Source organism: Curtobacterium sp. MCPF17_002, from assembly GCF_003234115.2.
GTDB lineage: Bacteria > Actinomycetota > Actinomycetes > Actinomycetales > Microbacteriaceae > Curtobacterium.
This window is the reverse complement of record NZ_CP126251.1, coordinates 2031428-2046549: the sequence shown is the minus strand read 5'-3', so window position 1 is coordinate 2046549 and position 15122 is coordinate 2031428. Positions and strand designations below refer to the sequence as shown.

Genomic DNA, 15122 nt, shown 5'->3' with positions numbered 1-15122 from the left:
GCACCGCGCCTCCAGTCCGTCGACCTGTCGCGTCTACTGCGGTGGCTGCGGGGGCCGCCACGGCCCCTCACCGCCGGCGGACCCGCCGGCTGCGCCGCCGTCCTTGCCGTCCTTGCGCTCCCGACGGCGGAGGTACTGCTCGAACTCCTGCGCGATCGCGTCACCCGAGGCCTCGGGCGAGTCGACCGTGTCCCGGGCCTGCTCGAGCTGCCCGATGTAGGACGCCATGTCCTCGTCGTCGGCCGCGAGGGCGTCGATCCCGTCCTCCCACTCGGTCGCGTCGTCGAGCAGGGTGCCCCGCGGGACGGTCACGTCCGTGAGCTCCTCGATCTTGTCGAGCAGCGAGAGTGTGGCCTTCGGGGACGGCGAGTTGTGCACGTAGTGCGGCACCGAGGCCCAGAGGGACAGCGTGGTGAGACCGGCCTTGTCCATCGCGTCGGCGAGGACCCCGAGGATGCCGGTCGGCCCTTCGTAGGTCGAACGGTCGACGTCGAACGCGGCGCGTACCCCGGCGTTCTCGCTCGAGACGAAGACCGAGATCGGGCGGGTGTGCGGCACGTCGGCGAGCATCGCCCCGACGAACACGACCGCGTCGATCGAGTACACGTCGGCGAGGTCGATGATCTCGGCGCAGAAGCCGCGCCAGGTGCGGGAGGGCTCGGGGCCGACGAGCACGAACACGTCGCGCTCGGTGGGGGAGCCGGTGGCGCCGATCACGGGACGGCCCTCGGCACCGGGGCCGTACAGGACGATGCGCGGCCACTGCACGCCGCGGGCGCCGCTCTCGTCGGAGCCGACGTTCGGGCGGTTGAACTGGTAGTCGACGTACCGCTCACCGTCGAGCTCGCGGAGCTCGTCGAGTTCGAGCGACTCGACGATGCGCCTGGCGAGACCGCTCGCCGCTTCTCCGGCGTCGTTCCAGCCCTCGAACGCGACGACGAGCAGTCGTCCGTCGCTGAAGGGGGAGTGCTGTGGCACGGACGGGACCTCCTGGTGGTGGAGCGGGGCGGGAGCGGCGGAGGCCGCGCACGGCCGGACACGATTCAGGCAACAAGGATAGGGCCGGGAGGAGTCCGCGCGACCGCCCGTCCGCGGTGAGCGGAACCGCCCCGGTAGACTCGTCGCCCGTGACCGCGCATCCCTCCGCCCTCGTCCCGCCCGCAGCCGTGCTGTGGGACATGGACGGCACGATCATCGACACCGAGCCGATCTGGCAGCAGTCCCAGGTCGAACTGACGGAGCGCTACGGCGTCGTCTGGACGCACGAGGACGGTCTGGCGCTCGTCGGCAGCGGCCTCGAGCGGTCGGGGGAGATCCTCCGCGACAAGGGCGTCGACATGGAGGTCGAGGAGATCATCCAGTGGATGACCGAGTACGTCATGGTGCGACTCCGTGACGCCGAGCTGCCCTGGCGTCCGGGTGCGCGTGAACTCATCGAGGAACTGCACGCCCGCGGCATCCCCACCGCCCTCGTGACGATGTCCCGGCGCAAGATGGCGCTCGTCGCCGCCGAGGCCCTGGGCGAGCGCGGCTTCCGGACCGTGGTCGCCGGTGACGACGTCGAGCGCCCGAAGCCGTTCCCCGACGCCTACCTCGCCGCGGCCGCGCAGCTCGGGGTCGAGGCGACCGCGTGCGTCGCGATCGAGGACTCCGCGACCGGGGTGGCCTCCGCCGTCGCCTCCGGTGCCGTCACGGTCGCCGTCGAGCACATCGTGCCGCTGTCGGACATCACGGGCGGCGACGTGCACCTGACCACCCTCGCCGACGTCGACGTCGACCGTCTCATCGAGCTGACCGGCCCGGCCCTCGCGGCCCGCACCCAGGAGGTCGCACGATGACCGACGCCCTGTCCGACCCCACCGACGCCCTGCCGCACACCGTCGGTGGCGCCCCGCACACGCCGCCGCGGGGGCCGTTCCGAGCGGGCGACCGCGTGCAGCTGACCGGCCCGAAGGGCAAGCTGACCACCCTGTCGCTCGAGGTCTCCGGCGAGTACCACACCCACCGCGGCGTGCTCCGGCACGACGACGTGATCGGCCAGCCGGACGGCTCCGTGATCCGGGCGAGCACCGGCGACGAGTACCTCGCGCTCCGCCCGCTCCTCAACGACTACGTCATGTCGATGCCCCGCGGCGCCGCCATCGTCTACCCGAAGGACGCGGCCCAGATCGTCGCCTTCGCGGACGTCTTCCCCGGAGCCCGCGTGGTCGAAGCCGGTGTCGGCTCGGGTGCGCTCTCGCTGTTCCTGCTCCGTGCGATCGGCCCGACCGGCCGCCTGCAGTCGTTCGAGCGCCGCGAGGAGTTCGCCGCCATCGCGCGCGGCAACGTCGGCACCTTCCTCGGCGCCGTCCCGGACAACTGGTCCGTGACGGTCGGCGACCTCGTCGAGGAACTGCCGGACGCCACCAAGCCGCAGAGCGTCGACCGCGTCGTACTCGACATGCTCGCCCCGTGGGAGTGCGTCGACGCCGCGGCGGACGCCCTCGTGCCGGGCGGGCTCATCGTCTGCTACGTCGCGACGGTCACGCAGCTGTCCCGCACGGCCGAGGCGCTCCGGGACACCGGCCGCTTCACCGACCCGCACTCGAGCGAGACCCTGGTGCGGACCTGGCACGTCGAGGGGCTCGCGGTCCGCCCTGACCACCGGATGGTCGGGCACACCGGGTTCCTCGTCACGGCACGCCGGCTCGCCGACGGCGTCGTGCTCCCCAACCTGAAGCGTCGCGCAGGCAAGGCGGAGTTCTCCGACGAGGACGTCGAGGCATGGACCCCCGGCGCCGTCGGTGAGCGTTCCGCCAGTGACAAGAAGCTCCGCAAGGTCGCGCGCCAGGCGGCCGCGCAGGCCCGGAAGGTCGCCGCCGCCGAGGCGTCGGGGACGGACGCCGCGGTGGAGCCGGACGGTCCCGTCGCCGCGGACGGGACTGCTGACCGTGACCGCTAGGCTACGCACCGTGCCCGTCCTGCATCGAACGGAAAGAGGGTCCGTGCGCACCATCCCCGCACTCCTGGTCACCATCGGCCTCGCCGCAGCACTCACCGGGTGCGCGGCCAGCGGGGCCGGCACCACGCCGTCGAGCTGCGCCGCTCCCGGTGCCGCCTCCCAGGCCGTGACCGCCACCGGCGCGTTCGGCAAGGAGCCGAAGGTCTCCGTCCCGAGCGGCCTCACCACGAAGGGCACGCAGGTCTCCGTCCTGACGAAGGGCGACGGGCGCGCGGTCGAGGACGGCACCCCCGTCCTCATCGAGTACACGCTGGTCGACGGTGCCACCGGCGAGGTCGCACAGACGAGCGGCTACTCGGGTGCGACCGCCCCGATCACCGCCGGTGCGAGCAACTACGGCGCCCTCGGTGCCGCGGTCGAGTGCGCGCACGTCGGCGACCGCCTGGCCGTCGCGCTGCCGAAGAGCGCGCTCAGCTCCTCCGCCACGGGCGACACCGGGACCACGTCGAAGAAGACCGAGGACGCCGTCGTCGCCGTGATCGACGTCAAGCGCGCCTTCGACTCCCGTGCGACCGGCACGCCCCAGCTCGCCGGCGACAAGATGCCCGCCGTGGTCCTGGCGCCCTCCGGTGCTCCCGGCATCACCATCCCGTCCTGGAACGCCCCGTCCTCCGACGAGATGCACCTGCTCCGCAAGGGCTCCGGCGCGGCACTCACCGCGAAGGACACCGCGGTCATCAAGTACACCGCCGTCACCTGGGGCACCGAGGGTTCCGACGCCTCCGTCGCGGGTTCCAGCTGGACCGACGGGTCGGGCGCGCAGACCGTGCCGCTCGCCAAGGGTCAGGTGCAGGAGGGCGTCCGGAACGCCATCCTCGGACACCGCGTCGGTGACCAGGTCCTCGCGATCGTGCACCAGCAGGGCACCGCGTACGCGTACGTGATCGACGTCCTCGGCAAGGTCGCGAGCTGACCTCGTCCGACCGTCCACGGACCGCGGCGCGGGTGCACTCCGGTGCACCCGCGCTGCCGTAGGATCGGCTCGTGCCAGCGACCCGTGTGCCCCGTGTGCCTGCCGAGGAACGGCTGTTCAGCCTGGTCCTCGCGCTGCTCTCCACGGAGTCCGGGCTGACCAAGTCCGAGATCCTCGCGAACGTGCAGGGCTACCGCCAGCGGTTCAGCACCGGCGGTGACAACGCCTCGCTCGAGCGGCAGTTCGAGCGCGACAAGGACGACGTCCGCGAACTCGGCATCCCGCTCGAGACGATCGAGACGCCCGGTGCCGCCGGCAACAACCAGACGCTCCGGTACCGGATCCCGAAGGGCGAGTACGACCTGCCCGACGACGTCCGGTTCACGCCGGACGAGTCCGCGCTGCTGTCGCTCGCGGCGATGGCCTGGCGTGAGGGCGCACTGTCCGCCGACTCCCGCCGCGGTCTGCTCAAGGTCCGCTCGGCCGGCTCCGAAGACGACGACGGCGAGGGTGCCGGTGGTGGTGCCGGCGCGATCGGCGCCTACGCCCCGCGACTCCGTGCCCGCGACGTCGCCTTCGAGCCGCTGCGCTCGGCACTCGACCGTGGTGCAGCCGTCCGGTTCGACTACATCACGCCCGGCCAGCACGACGCCCGTCGGCGCGAGGTCGCCCCGGTCGCGCTCGTGCAGCACGGCGGCCGGTGGATGCTCGCCGCCCACGAGTTCTCGACCGGCGGCACGAAGAACTACCTGCTGTCCCGGATCGTCGGGCCCGTCGCCCAGTACGAGGTCGGGCAGCACCCGGCCCCCGCGGGCGCCGGGGAGCGCGCGCTCGCCGAGCTCGACCGGATCTGGGCCGCCCGCACCGCACGGATCCGGGTCGCACCAGGATCCGACGCCGAACGGCGGCTCGCCCGACGCCGCGACACCGAGACGGACGAAGCCGGCGTGCTCGTCCTGCACCACGTCGACCCGCAGATCCTCGCCGAGGAACTCGCCGCGTTCGGGCCGGAGGTGCAGGTCCTCGAGCCCGCGGACCTCCGCGACCGCGTGACCGCGCGCCTCCGTGCGCTTGTCGCCGACCACAGCGACGACGGGGACCAGCGTGGCTGAGCAGCAACCGCTCCAGGCGCAGGACAAGCTCGCGTTCCTGCTCGCCCTCGTGCCCTACCTCATCGACCGCGAACGTGTCTCCGTGGCCGAGGCCGCCCGGCACTTCGGCGTGCCCGAGGCCCGGATCCGCCGCGCCGTCGAGCTCATCGCGGTGTCGGGCGTACCCGGCGAGACCATGCAGTACCAGCACGGCGACCTGTTCGACATCGCCTGGGACGACTTCGACCAGAACGACATGATCGTCCTGACGAACCTCGTCGCGATCGACGACTCCCCGCGGCTCTCCGCCCGCGAGGCCTCGGCGCTCATCGCCGGCCTGCAGTACCTGTCGGCGCTGCCCGAGGCCGCTGACCGCGACGCCATCCGCGCGCTCATGGCGAAGCTGTCCCGCGGAGCCGGGGGAGCGGCAGCGAACGTCGCCGTCGGCCAGGACCTCCACGACGTCGCCCTCGCGACGATCCGCCGGGCCATGTCCGACGGGCGGGGTCTCGCGTTCGAGTACGCCGGCCCCCGGACCCAGGGCGGTCCGCGCCGTGTCGACCCGCTCCGCGTGGAGTCGATCGACACCGACTGGTACCTGCGCGCCTGGGACCTCGACCGCCAGGCGCTCCGCACGTTCCGGCTCGACCGGATGTCCGGCGTCCGGGTCGACGACCGCCCGGTGGAGAAGTCCATCGACGACGTCGTGATCCCGGACACCCTGTTCCAGCAGGCCGCGTCGGACGTCATCGTCACGGTCGAGCTCGACTCGTCCTCGTTGCCCCTCGTCGCCGACTTCCTGGCGGACACCGCCGACGCGCCCGACGGGGTCGGCCGCGTGCGCATCCGGCTCGCGGCGTCGAACGGGTTCGACGGTGTCGTGCGGCTCGTCGCCGGCCTGCCGGGGCGCGCCGTCGTGATCGACCCGCCGGCCGCGCGTGCCGCGGTCCGCGACTTCGCCGCCGCTGCCCTCGCCGCCGGCTGACGCTCGGCGCGCGCGGGTCCGCGCGGCGCACGGTGCGCGTCGCGCTCGCGAGGCGTCGCACGGTGCGCACGCGAGGCGTCGCGCGGCGCGCTCACGAGGCGTCGCACCCCCGCACGAACACCGCGCCCCGGTGTGACGGGGCGCAACGTCCGCACCGGGGCGCGACCCACAGGGGTGGACCCGACCACAGCAGGCCTGGAGGCGCGTGGCGGCCCCGCCCCGCGCCTCCAGGCCGTCCCGCACCCGCCACCACAAGCGGGCAGATCCGCGCGTGGGAGGCAGATCCGCGCGTGGGTGGCGGAATCGCGCGTGGGAGGCGGAATCGCTCGTAGGGTGCAGGAATTTCCGACCTCCTACGAGCGATTCGACACCCTACGCGCGGTTCGGCCCCCGGCCGGCGACGTGCGGAAGGCGAGCGAATCAGCACCCGACGCGCGGTTCTGCCCACAGGCGGCAGACTGTCGGCCCCGGTCCCGTAGGATCGGGGCATGGCTTCGACGACCGCGCGCGGGCGAGCGAGGCGGACCGGCAGTCCGACGACGGACACCGAGGGCCGCATGTCGCTCGGGCAGCACCTCATCGAGCTGCGCAACCGCCTGTTCCGGGCCGTCATCGCGGTGGCGATCTGCGCGGTCGGCGGGTGGTTCATCACCCCGTTCGTGCTCGATTCGCTGCGATCCCCGGTGGCCGAACTCGCGAAGGTCGGCGGGCACACGGCCGAACTGAACTTCCCGATGATCACGGGGGCGTTCGACCTCAAGCTGCAGATCGCGATCACGATCGGCGTCATCATCTCGAGCCCGGTGTGGCTGTACCAGATCTGGGCGTTCATCGTGCCGGCGCTGGTGCGGCGCGAGAAGCAGTACGTGTTCGGGTTCCTCGGCACCGCGATCCCGCTGTTCTTCGCCGGCTGCTACTTCGGCTGGTACATCCTGCCGCACGTGGTCGGCATCCTCGGCAGCTTCGTGTCGAGTCAGGACACCTCGATCGTCGATGCGAAGGCGTACTACGACTTCGTCATCAAGCTCATCGTCGCGGTCGGCATCGCGTTCGTGCTGCCGGTGTTCCTCGTGCTGCTCAACTTCGTCGGCGTGCTGTCGGCGTCGTCGATCATCAAGTCGTGGCGCATCGCGATCCTCTGCATCCTGGTGTTCTGCGCGATCGTCACGCCGAGCGCCGACGTCATCTCGATGTTCCTGCTCGCCGTGCCGATGATCGTGCTCTACATCGCCGCGTGTGCAGTGACGTGGCTGCACGACCGGCGGCTGGCGAAGCGCCAGGCGAAACTCGACGAAGAGTACGGCCTGTGACCTCAGTACCCAGCCCTGCCGAGCGGTTCGCCGCGGCGAAGGCGCGCAACCGTTCCCGCAACCTCGAGTTGTTCCGGACGGACCTGCGCTTCGACCTCGACCCGTTCCAGCTCGCCGCGTGCGACTCGCTCGACCAGGGGCGCAGCGTGCTCGTCGCCGCCCCGACCGGTGCCGGCAAGACGATCGTGGCGGAGTTCGCGATCTGGCTGGCGATGCGGCAGCCGACGGCGAAGGTGTTCTACACGACGCCGATGAAGGCCCTGAGCAACCAGAAGTACTCCGAGCTCGTGAGCGTCTACGGCGAGTCCGAGGTCGGCCTGCTCACGGGCGACACGAACGTGAACCCGCGGGCCCGGGTGGTCGTGATGACCACCGAGGTGCTCCGCAACATGATCTACGCGGACTCCGACCTGCTCGACGACCTCGCGTGGGTGGTCCTCGACGAGGTCCACTACCTCGCCGACCGGTTCCGCGGGGCGGTGTGGGAAGAGGTGATCCTGCACCTCCCGACCGAGGTCCGTCTGGTGTCCCTGAGTGCCACGGTGTCGAACGCCGAGGAGTTCGGCGACTGGCTGCAGACGGTCCGCGGCGACACCGACGTCATCGTCTCCGAGGACCGTCCGGTGCCGCTCGAGCAGCACGTGCTCGTCGGCTCGAAGATGGTCGACCTCTTCGACTCCAGTGGTGCGGCGGCGACGAACCGTGTGAACCCGGAGCTGCTGCGGCTCGTCGGTGGTGCCTCGCGCAGCGAACGGAACGGCGGCGGACACCGCGGCAGCCGGGGTCGCGGCGGGTACCACGACCGTCGCGGACCCCGCACCGAGAAGCTGCACCGCGAGCGGATCGCGCACATGCTCGACGAGCGGATGCTGCTGCCGGCCATCTTCTTCGTGTTCAGCCGCAACGGCTGCGACCAGGGCGTCCGCAACGTGCTCCGCTCCGGCCTGTCGCTGACGACCGTGCAGGAGCGCAACGAGATCCGCGAGACGGCGGAGTACCACTGCCGCACCCTCCTCGACGAGGACCTCGCCGTCCTCGGGTACTGGGAGTGGCTCGAAGGACTCGAACGGGGCGTCGCCGCGCACCACGCCGGTCTGCTGCCCGCCTTCAAGGAAGTCGTCGAGGACCTCTTCCAGCGCAAGCTCCTCAAGGTCGTGTTCGCGACGGAGACCCTGGCGCTCGGCGTGAACATGCCGGCGCGCACGGTGGTGCTCGAGAAGCTGGAGAAGTTCAACGGCGAGGCCCGCGTGCCGATCACGCCGGGGGAGTACACGCAGCTCACCGGTCGTGCCGGCCGTCGCGGCATCGACATCGAGGGCCACTCGGTGATCCAGTGGTCGGACGGGCTCGACCCGCAGGCGGTGGCGTCGCTCGCCAGTCGTCGCACCTACCCGCTGAACTCCTCGTTCAAGCCGACCTACAACATGGCCGTGAACCTCATCGACCAGTTCGGGCGGCAGCGGACGCGCGAAGTCCTCGAGACCTCGTTCGCGCAGTTCCAGGCAGACCGTTCCGTCGTCGACCTCGCGCGGAAGGTCCGGTCGCAGCAGGAGTCCCTCGACGGCTACCAGCAGGCGATGCAGTGCCACCTCGGCGACTTCACCGAGTACGCCGCGCTCCGCCGTGAGCTCTCCGACCTCGAACGGACGAGCGTCCCCGGTGGTCGCGAGGCCTCGCACGGTGCCCGCGCCGAACGGCAGGCGGCCATCACCGAGGTCCGGCGCCAGATGCAGCGCCACCCCTGCCACGCCTGCCCCGACCGTGAAGCGCACGCGCGCTGGTCGGAGCGCTGGTACAAGCTCAAGCGCGCCAACGACAAGCTCGTGCAGCAGATCCGCTCCCGCACGGGTGCCGTCGCGACGACCTTCGACCGGGTCACGGACGTGCTGCTCCAGCTCGGCTACCTCGTGGACACCGGCAACGGCGAAGCGACGGTCGCCGCGGGTGGTCGACGCCTGCAGCGCATCTACGGCGAGCGGGACCTGCTCGTCGCCGAGTGCCTCGAGGCCGGCGTCTGGAAGGACCTCACACCCGCGCAGCTCGCGGCGATGGCCGCCACGATCGTGTACCAGCCCCGACGCGAGGACGCTCCGGGGACCGAGCACGCCCTGCCCCGCGGCGCCTTCCGGCCCGCGCTCGACGAGACCCTGAACATCTGGTCCCGCCTCGACGACATCGAGCGCGAGGCGCGGCTCGCCGGCTCGCAGCCGCCCACCCCGGCGGCCGCGGTGGGCATGTTCCGGTGGGCGTCCGGCTCCGCGCTCGACGACGTCCTCCGGACGCTCGACCTGCCCGCTGGCGACTTCGTGCGCTGGTCGAAGCAGGTCATCGACCTGCTCGACCAGCTCCGGAACGCCGGCGACGACGACCTCGCCCAGACCGCCCGCCGGGCAACGGACGCGGTTCGCCGCGGCATCGTCGCCTACGCGGCGGTCTGACGGGAGGCACGGTGCGCGTCCCCGAGACCGACGTGCGTCCGCGTGACGCCGGCTCCACCCCGAGACGCCTCCTCCCCGACGAGACGCCGCCGATCCGCGCGGTGTCCCGCCCGCCGGGCGGTGTCTCGCGGCCGGGACGGAACCCGTTCGCCGCCCTCCCGCTCGCGCAGGCCTTCCCGCTCGCGGTGATCGGCGGCGTGCTGTTCGCCCTGTCGTTCCCGTCGCCTGGTTGGTGGTTCCTCGCCTACCCCGCGCTCGCCTGCATGCTGCTCGCGGCGATGGGGCAGCGCGTGCGGCGCGCAGCGTGGCTCGGGTACGTCGCCGGTGCGGCGTTCTACATCCCGGCGATCTCCTGGGCCGGTCGCTACCTCGGGCCGGTCCCGTGGTTCGCCCTCGCGCTCTTCGAAGCCGTGTTCTTCGCACTCGGCAGCGTCGCGATCGCGCTCGCGTACCGATGGGTGACGCGGGTGCTGCCCTCGACGGCCGGACGCGTGTGGGGCCTCCCGGCGGTCGTGGCCGCACTGTGGACCGGACGCGAGTGGTTCTCCGGCAGTTGGCCCTACGGCGGGTTCGCCTGGGGTCGGGTCGGGCTGTCGCAGTCCGAGAGTCCGTTCGCGCACCTCGCCGCGTACGTCGGTGTCCTCGGGGTGACCTTCGTCGTCGTGTACTGCACCGCGGTCGTGCTGTCCCTCGCGCTCGTCGTGCCCCGCGGCCCCGGGGTCGTCCTCCGGCTGCCGATGCGGGTCGCGACCGCCGGGCTCCTCGTCGCCGCGGTGCTCGCCGTGCCCGCGTGGCCGACCGCCACCGACGGCTCGATCCGCATCGAGTCGGTGCAGGGCAACGGCCCGGCCGGGTACTTCGACCGGGCGACGCCGGGCGAGGTGCTGAACGCCCAGGTCGCCGCGACCGACGTCGACGCGAAGGGTGTCGACCTGGTGGTGTGGCCCGAGGGCTCGGCGGAGTTCGACCCCCGTCAGCAGCCCGTCATCGCGTCGGCCCTGGACTCGGTCGTCGACGCCGTCGGAGCCCCCATCGTCGCCGGCGCCATCACGCAGACCCCGTCGGGCGTGCTCCACAACACGTCGTTCGTCTGGACGGCGAACGGATGGCAGTCGTCCTACGACAAGAAGCGTCCCGTGCCGTTCGGCGAGTACGTGCCGGACCGCTGGTTCTTCTCGAAGATCGCACCGTCGCTCATCGGACTGCTCCAGCGCGACTACACGCCCGGCACCAAACCGAACGTGTTGTCCGTCGCCGGGGTGAAGGCCGGCATCGCGATCTGCTTCGACATCGTCGACGACGGGTTGACCAGGGACATGGCCCGTGGGGGAGCGCAGGTGATCCTCGCGCAGACGAACAACGCCGACTTCTCCGGCACCGACGAGAACCTGCAGCAGCTCGAGATCGCCCGGATGCGCGCGATCGAGACCGGGCGCTCCCTCGTGAACATCTCGACCGTCGGGGCCTCGCAGGTCATCGACCCGAGCGGTCGCACCATCGACCGGGTGCCGGAGTACACCGCGACCTCGATGATCACCGACGTCCCGCTCGGGACGAGCACCACGCCGGCCACGGTCGCGTCCGGCCTGGTCGCGCTCCTGCTCTCGCTCGGCGGGCTGCTCACCCTGCTCGCCTGCGCACCGTGGTCCCGCTCGGCGCGAACCGCTCGGGCTTCCTCTCTCAGTAGCGCCCGTTCCTGACCGCCGGTCCCCGCCACTGGGAACGGACTGTGAATGCGCCGGGCCGGGATTGATCGTCCGTGGGACAGTGTTGGGGAGGACAGGCGAGCGAGAGGAGCACACACATGGCTGATCGGAGTCTCCGCGGCATGCGGCTCGGGAGTCAGAGTCTCCAGAGCGAGGAGGGCGTCGAGCTCTCCGACCGCAAGCGCGCGGTCTACCAGACCGAATCGGGGGAGACGTTCGACATCGTCTTCTCCGCTGATGCAGACGTCCCCCAGACCTGGTCGGAGCCCCGCTCCGGTCGTGAAGGTCGCCTGCTCGGCGACGACGGCATCCCCGTCGAGGTCGCCGCAGAGGACGTGAAGGCACCCAGGACCCACTGGGACATGTTGCTCGAACGGCGCTCACGTGAAGAGCTCGAGGAACTCCTGCAGGAACGCCTGCAGTTCCTGCGAGCCCGCCGCGGCGCCTGACGAACGGCGCCCGAAGCAGAACCGCACACGACGACGCCCGCCCCGGTGCAACCGGGGCGGGCGTCGTCGTGTGCGGTGCGGTGTCCGCTACCGGCGACCGGAGCCGTCGGTGAACCGGTGGCCAGATGCGTCGTCGGGCTTCGTGGCGTCCTCGGCCTTCGTCGCGTCGGGCGTCGCCGATGCGCCGCCACCGAGCTGCTGCTCGGTCTCGTCGTCGGCCGCCGCGAGGTGCGCGTCGACGCTGCGGTTCGACTCGGCCAGACGCTGGTCGAGCTCGGACTCGGGGACGATGTCCGCCGCGGTGGCGTCGGCACGCGGGGCCGAAGCCGCGGCCGCATCCGCTGAAACGGTGTTCGCCAGGCTCTCGTTCGCGAGCTTCGAGATCTTCGAGAGGAAGTCGCCACCGGTCCCGCCGCCGACGGGTCCGCTGCCGGTCCGTCCGCCCGAGAAGCCCTTCGCGATGCCGGAGAGCGCTTCGGTGAACTCGCTCGGGATCATCCAGAGCTTGTTCGCGCTGCCCTCGGCGATCTTCGGGAGCATCTGCAGGTACTGGTACGAGAGCAGCTTGCTGTCCGGGTCGCCGGTGTGGATCGCCTCGAACACGGTCGCGATGGCGGAGGCTTCACCCTCGGCCCGGAGGACCTGGGCCTTCGCATCGCCCTCGGCCGCGAGGATGGCGGCCTGCCGCTGTCCCTCGGCCTCGAGGATCTGGGACTGCTTCGTGCCCTCGGCCTGCAGGATCGCGGCACGACGGCTCCGCTCGGCACGGAGCTGCTGCTCCATGGCGTCCTGGATGGACACGGGCGGCTCGATCGCCTTGAGCTCGACACGACCGACGCGGATGCCCCACTTGCCGGTCGCCTCGTCGAGCACCACGCGGAGCTGGCCGTTGATGTTGTCGCGGCTGGTCAGGGCCTCTTCGAGGTTGAGGCCACCGACGACGTTGCGGAGCGTGGTCGTGGTGAGCTGCTCGACGGCACCGAGGTAGTTCGCGATCTCGTAGGTCGCGGCGCGGGCGTCGGTGACCTGGAAGTACACGACCGTGTCGATGGACACCACGAGGTTGTCCTCGGTGATCACCGGCTGCGGCGGGAACGAGACGACCTGCTCGCGCATGTCGAGGAGGGGGCGGAGTCGGTCGATGAACGGGACCAGAAGATTCAACCCAGGGTTGAGGGTCTTGTGGTACTTCCCGAGTCGTTCGACGATGCCCGCGGTCGCCTGCGGCACGATGCGGATCGCGCGGGACAAGACGACGATCACGAAGATCACGACGATCAGGATGAGGACGAGCAGAGCGATCGTCCCGGCTGAGATGGTCACGAGGTGGCCCTTTCTCCGAGGCGGACGACGGCTGTCGACCCCTCGATGGACTCGACGACCACGGGGGTGCCGAGCGGCGGTGTTCGGTCTGTGGAGTCGGATGCGATGCGGGCGCTCCAGGTCTCGCCGTTCGCCAGGCGCACCTGCCCGGGCGCGGACGACGTGAACGCCACGGCGACGGTGCCGCGGAGCCCGATCAGCCCTTCGACGTTGGTGCGGTGCGGGTCGGCGTTCCGTCCGAGCGCCGTGATGAGGCGCGGACGGACGAGCGACAACAGCACCAGGGCGAGGGCGGCGGCGATGACGGCGGAGAGCCACCACGGAGCACCGAGGAGCCCGGCGATCAGCCCACCGGCGGCGCCTGCCGCGAGCATGATGAAGATGAAGTCGAGGGTGAAGATCTCCACCACCCCGAGCACGAGCACCAGTCCGATCCAGACGACGGTCTGGATCCAATCGATCGAGTTCACGCGATCTCCCTCCCTCGGTCGCGCGCGGCGGGTCGCTGCGTCGCGACGGCCGGTCCAACTCCGTTCAACATATCAGCAACGAGTGTCGGTCGCCCAGGCGATTGGTAGGCTCGACGGCGGCCGAACCGCCGGAACGAACCTGGAGAACACGACTGTGAGCAACCCCCTCGCCCCCGGATCCCTCGCCGACACGCGCGCCCTCGTCACGGGGTCCTCCCGCGGCATCGGTGCGGACACCGTCGGGTACCTGGCCGAGGCCGGTGCCAAGGTCGTCGTGAACTACCGCAACAAGGCCAAGCGCGCCGAGCAGATCGCCGAGAAGATCGTCGCCGCGGGCGGCTCGGCGCTGGCCGTCGGTGCCGACCTGACCGAGCACGACTCGGTGCAGGCCATGGTGGACGCCGTCGTCGCTGAGTGGGGCGGCATCGACCTGCTCGTCCTCAACGCCTCGGGCGGCATGGAGTCCGGCCTCGGCGAGGACTACGCCCTCCGCCTCAACCGCGACGCCCAGGTCGACATGCTCCAGACTGCCGTGCCGCACATGCCGGCCGGTTCCCGCGTCGTGTTCGTCACGAGCCACCAGGCCCACTTCGTCGAGACCGCCGAGACGATGGACGAGTACGTCCCCGTCGCGAAGAGCAAGCGCGCCGGGGAGCTCGCCCTCCGCGAGCTCGTCCCGCAGCTCGAGGCCGCGGGCATCGGGTTCGTCGTGGTCTCCGGCGACATGATCGAGGGCACGATCACCGCCACGCTCCTCAACCGACTCAACCCGGGCGCGATCGAGGGACGTCGACAGGAGGTCGGCAAGCTCTACAGCGTGTCCGAGTTCGCGGCCGAGATCGCCCTCGCGGCCGTGGAGCCGATCCCGGCGGACCACACGAAGCTCGTCGGGGACGTCAGCGGCTTCGTCGGCTAGCGTCGATCGGGTGACTGCGAAGCCCGGCCTCCGACTGACCTCCCGGATCATCCTGCTCGACCCCGACGGACGCGTGTTCCTGATGGACACGAAGTCGCCGTCGTCGGACGGCGCCCACCGCTGGATCACCCCCGGCGGCGGTGTCGACCCGGGGGAGGACCACCGCGACGCCGCGATCCGTGAACTCCGCGAGGAGACCGGCATCGTCATCGACGAACCGGGCGAGTCGGTCTGGTCGTGGGACTTCGACGTCGAGTGGGACCTCGCCGACCACGACCGCGGCCACGCCGAGTTCTACGTCGTCCGCACCCCCGGGTTCGTGCTGTCGGACGCCGGCTGGACCGACGACGAACAGGTCGACATCCTGCAGTCGCGGTGGTGGACGGCCGACGAGCTCGACGCGACCGACGAGGTCTTCGAACCGACCGAGCTCCCCGAACTCGTCCGGCGGCACGCACAGCCGTGACGCGGCCGGGGCCGTTCCACGCCGGAACCGTCCTGTAGAACGTCACACGCCACC

General features: G+C 71.3%; 14 protein-coding genes. 11 read left to right on the top strand and 3 right to left on the bottom strand.

Annotated features, from left to right (window positions below; all coding sequences use genetic code 11):
* Window positions 1–33 precede the first annotated feature (33 nt).
* Window positions 34–978, bottom strand: a complete 945-nt coding sequence (locus DEJ28_RS09620; RefSeq protein WP_111116446.1) for a proteasome assembly chaperone family protein — start codon at window positions 976–978, stop codon at window positions 34–36.
* A 149-nt stretch (window positions 979–1127) separates the two neighbouring features.
* On the opposite strand from DEJ28_RS09620, the gene DEJ28_RS09615 reads away from it, so the two are divergent.
* The 9 genes from DEJ28_RS09615 to DEJ28_RS09575 all read left to right on the top strand — a co-directional run bounded on the left by DEJ28_RS09615 (window position 1128) and on the right by DEJ28_RS09575 (window position 11893).
* Complete coding sequence (locus DEJ28_RS09615) at window positions 1128–1838, top strand: HAD family hydrolase (RefSeq protein WP_258368140.1); 711 nt, start codon at window positions 1128–1130, stop codon at window positions 1836–1838.
* Entirely contained in the window at window positions 1835–2941 is a 1107-nt protein-coding gene (locus tag DEJ28_RS09610; RefSeq protein WP_258368141.1) for a tRNA (adenine-N1)-methyltransferase, read from the top strand. Before DEJ28_RS09615 ends, DEJ28_RS09610 begins: the two co-directional genes overlap by 4 nt.
* Before the next feature lie 43 nt (window positions 2942–2984).
* A complete protein-coding gene (locus tag DEJ28_RS09605; RefSeq protein WP_111116447.1) occupies window positions 2985–3914 on the top strand; it encodes an FKBP-type peptidyl-prolyl cis-trans isomerase in 930 nt (309 codons plus the stop codon).
* A 71-nt stretch (window positions 3915–3985) separates the two neighbouring features.
* Window positions 3986–5026: a helix-turn-helix transcriptional regulator gene (locus DEJ28_RS09600; RefSeq protein WP_111116448.1), complete on the top strand. Its 1041-nt coding sequence runs from the start codon at window positions 3986–3988 to the stop codon at window positions 5024–5026.
* Window positions 5019–5990, top strand: a complete 972-nt coding sequence (locus DEJ28_RS09595) for a helix-turn-helix transcriptional regulator (protein WP_111116449.1) — start codon at window positions 5019–5021, stop codon at window positions 5988–5990. The genes DEJ28_RS09600 and DEJ28_RS09595 overlap by 8 nt, the downstream gene beginning before the upstream one ends.
* 557 nt (window positions 5991–6547) lie before the next feature.
* Window positions 6548–7300 carry a twin-arginine translocase subunit TatC gene (gene tatC, locus DEJ28_RS09590; RefSeq protein WP_111116508.1) on the top strand — a complete coding sequence of 251 codons (753 nt, stop codon included), beginning with the start codon at window positions 6548–6550 and terminating at the stop codon, window positions 7298–7300.
* The gene (locus DEJ28_RS09585) at window positions 7297–9738 is read left to right on the top strand and encodes a DEAD/DEAH box helicase (RefSeq protein ID WP_111116450.1); all 2442 of its coding nucleotides are present in this window, start codon (window positions 7297–7299) and stop codon (window positions 9736–9738) included. The genes tatC and DEJ28_RS09585 overlap by 4 nt, the downstream gene beginning before the upstream one ends.
* 11 nt (window positions 9739–9749) lie before the next feature.
* Complete coding sequence (lnt, locus tag DEJ28_RS09580; protein WP_258368143.1) at window positions 9750–11438, top strand: apolipoprotein N-acyltransferase; 1689 nt, start codon at window positions 9750–9752, stop codon at window positions 11436–11438.
* A 104-nt stretch (window positions 11439–11542) separates the two neighbouring features.
* On the top strand, window positions 11543–11893 hold the full coding sequence (locus tag DEJ28_RS09575) for an RNA polymerase-binding protein RbpA (RefSeq protein ID WP_111116451.1): 351 nt from the start codon (window positions 11543–11545) through the stop codon (window positions 11891–11893).
* Between the two features lie 87 nt (window positions 11894–11980).
* Here the strand turns inward: DEJ28_RS09575 and DEJ28_RS09570 are convergent, their stop codons facing one another.
* Together DEJ28_RS09570 and DEJ28_RS09565 are read right to left on the bottom strand one after the other, a co-directional pair.
* Window positions 11981–13216 (bottom strand): SPFH domain-containing protein, encoded by a 1236-nt coding sequence (locus DEJ28_RS09570; protein WP_111116452.1) that lies wholly within the window; start codon window positions 13214–13216, stop codon window positions 11981–11983.
* On the bottom strand, window positions 13213–13686 hold the full coding sequence (locus tag DEJ28_RS09565; RefSeq protein ID WP_258368144.1) for an NfeD family protein: 474 nt from the start codon (window positions 13684–13686) through the stop codon (window positions 13213–13215). Before DEJ28_RS09565 ends, DEJ28_RS09570 begins: the two co-directional genes overlap by 4 nt.
* A 154-nt stretch (window positions 13687–13840) precedes the next feature.
* On the opposite strand from DEJ28_RS09565, the gene DEJ28_RS09560 reads away from it, so the two are divergent.
* On the top strand, window positions 13841–14602 hold the full coding sequence (locus DEJ28_RS09560; protein WP_111116453.1) for an SDR family oxidoreductase: 762 nt from the start codon (window positions 13841–13843) through the stop codon (window positions 14600–14602).
* 10 nt (window positions 14603–14612) lie between these two features.
* Complete coding sequence (locus tag DEJ28_RS09555; RefSeq protein ID WP_111116454.1) at window positions 14613–15068, top strand: NUDIX hydrolase; 456 nt, start codon at window positions 14613–14615, stop codon at window positions 15066–15068.
* The last annotated feature ends 54 nt before the right edge of the window (window positions 15069–15122 follow it).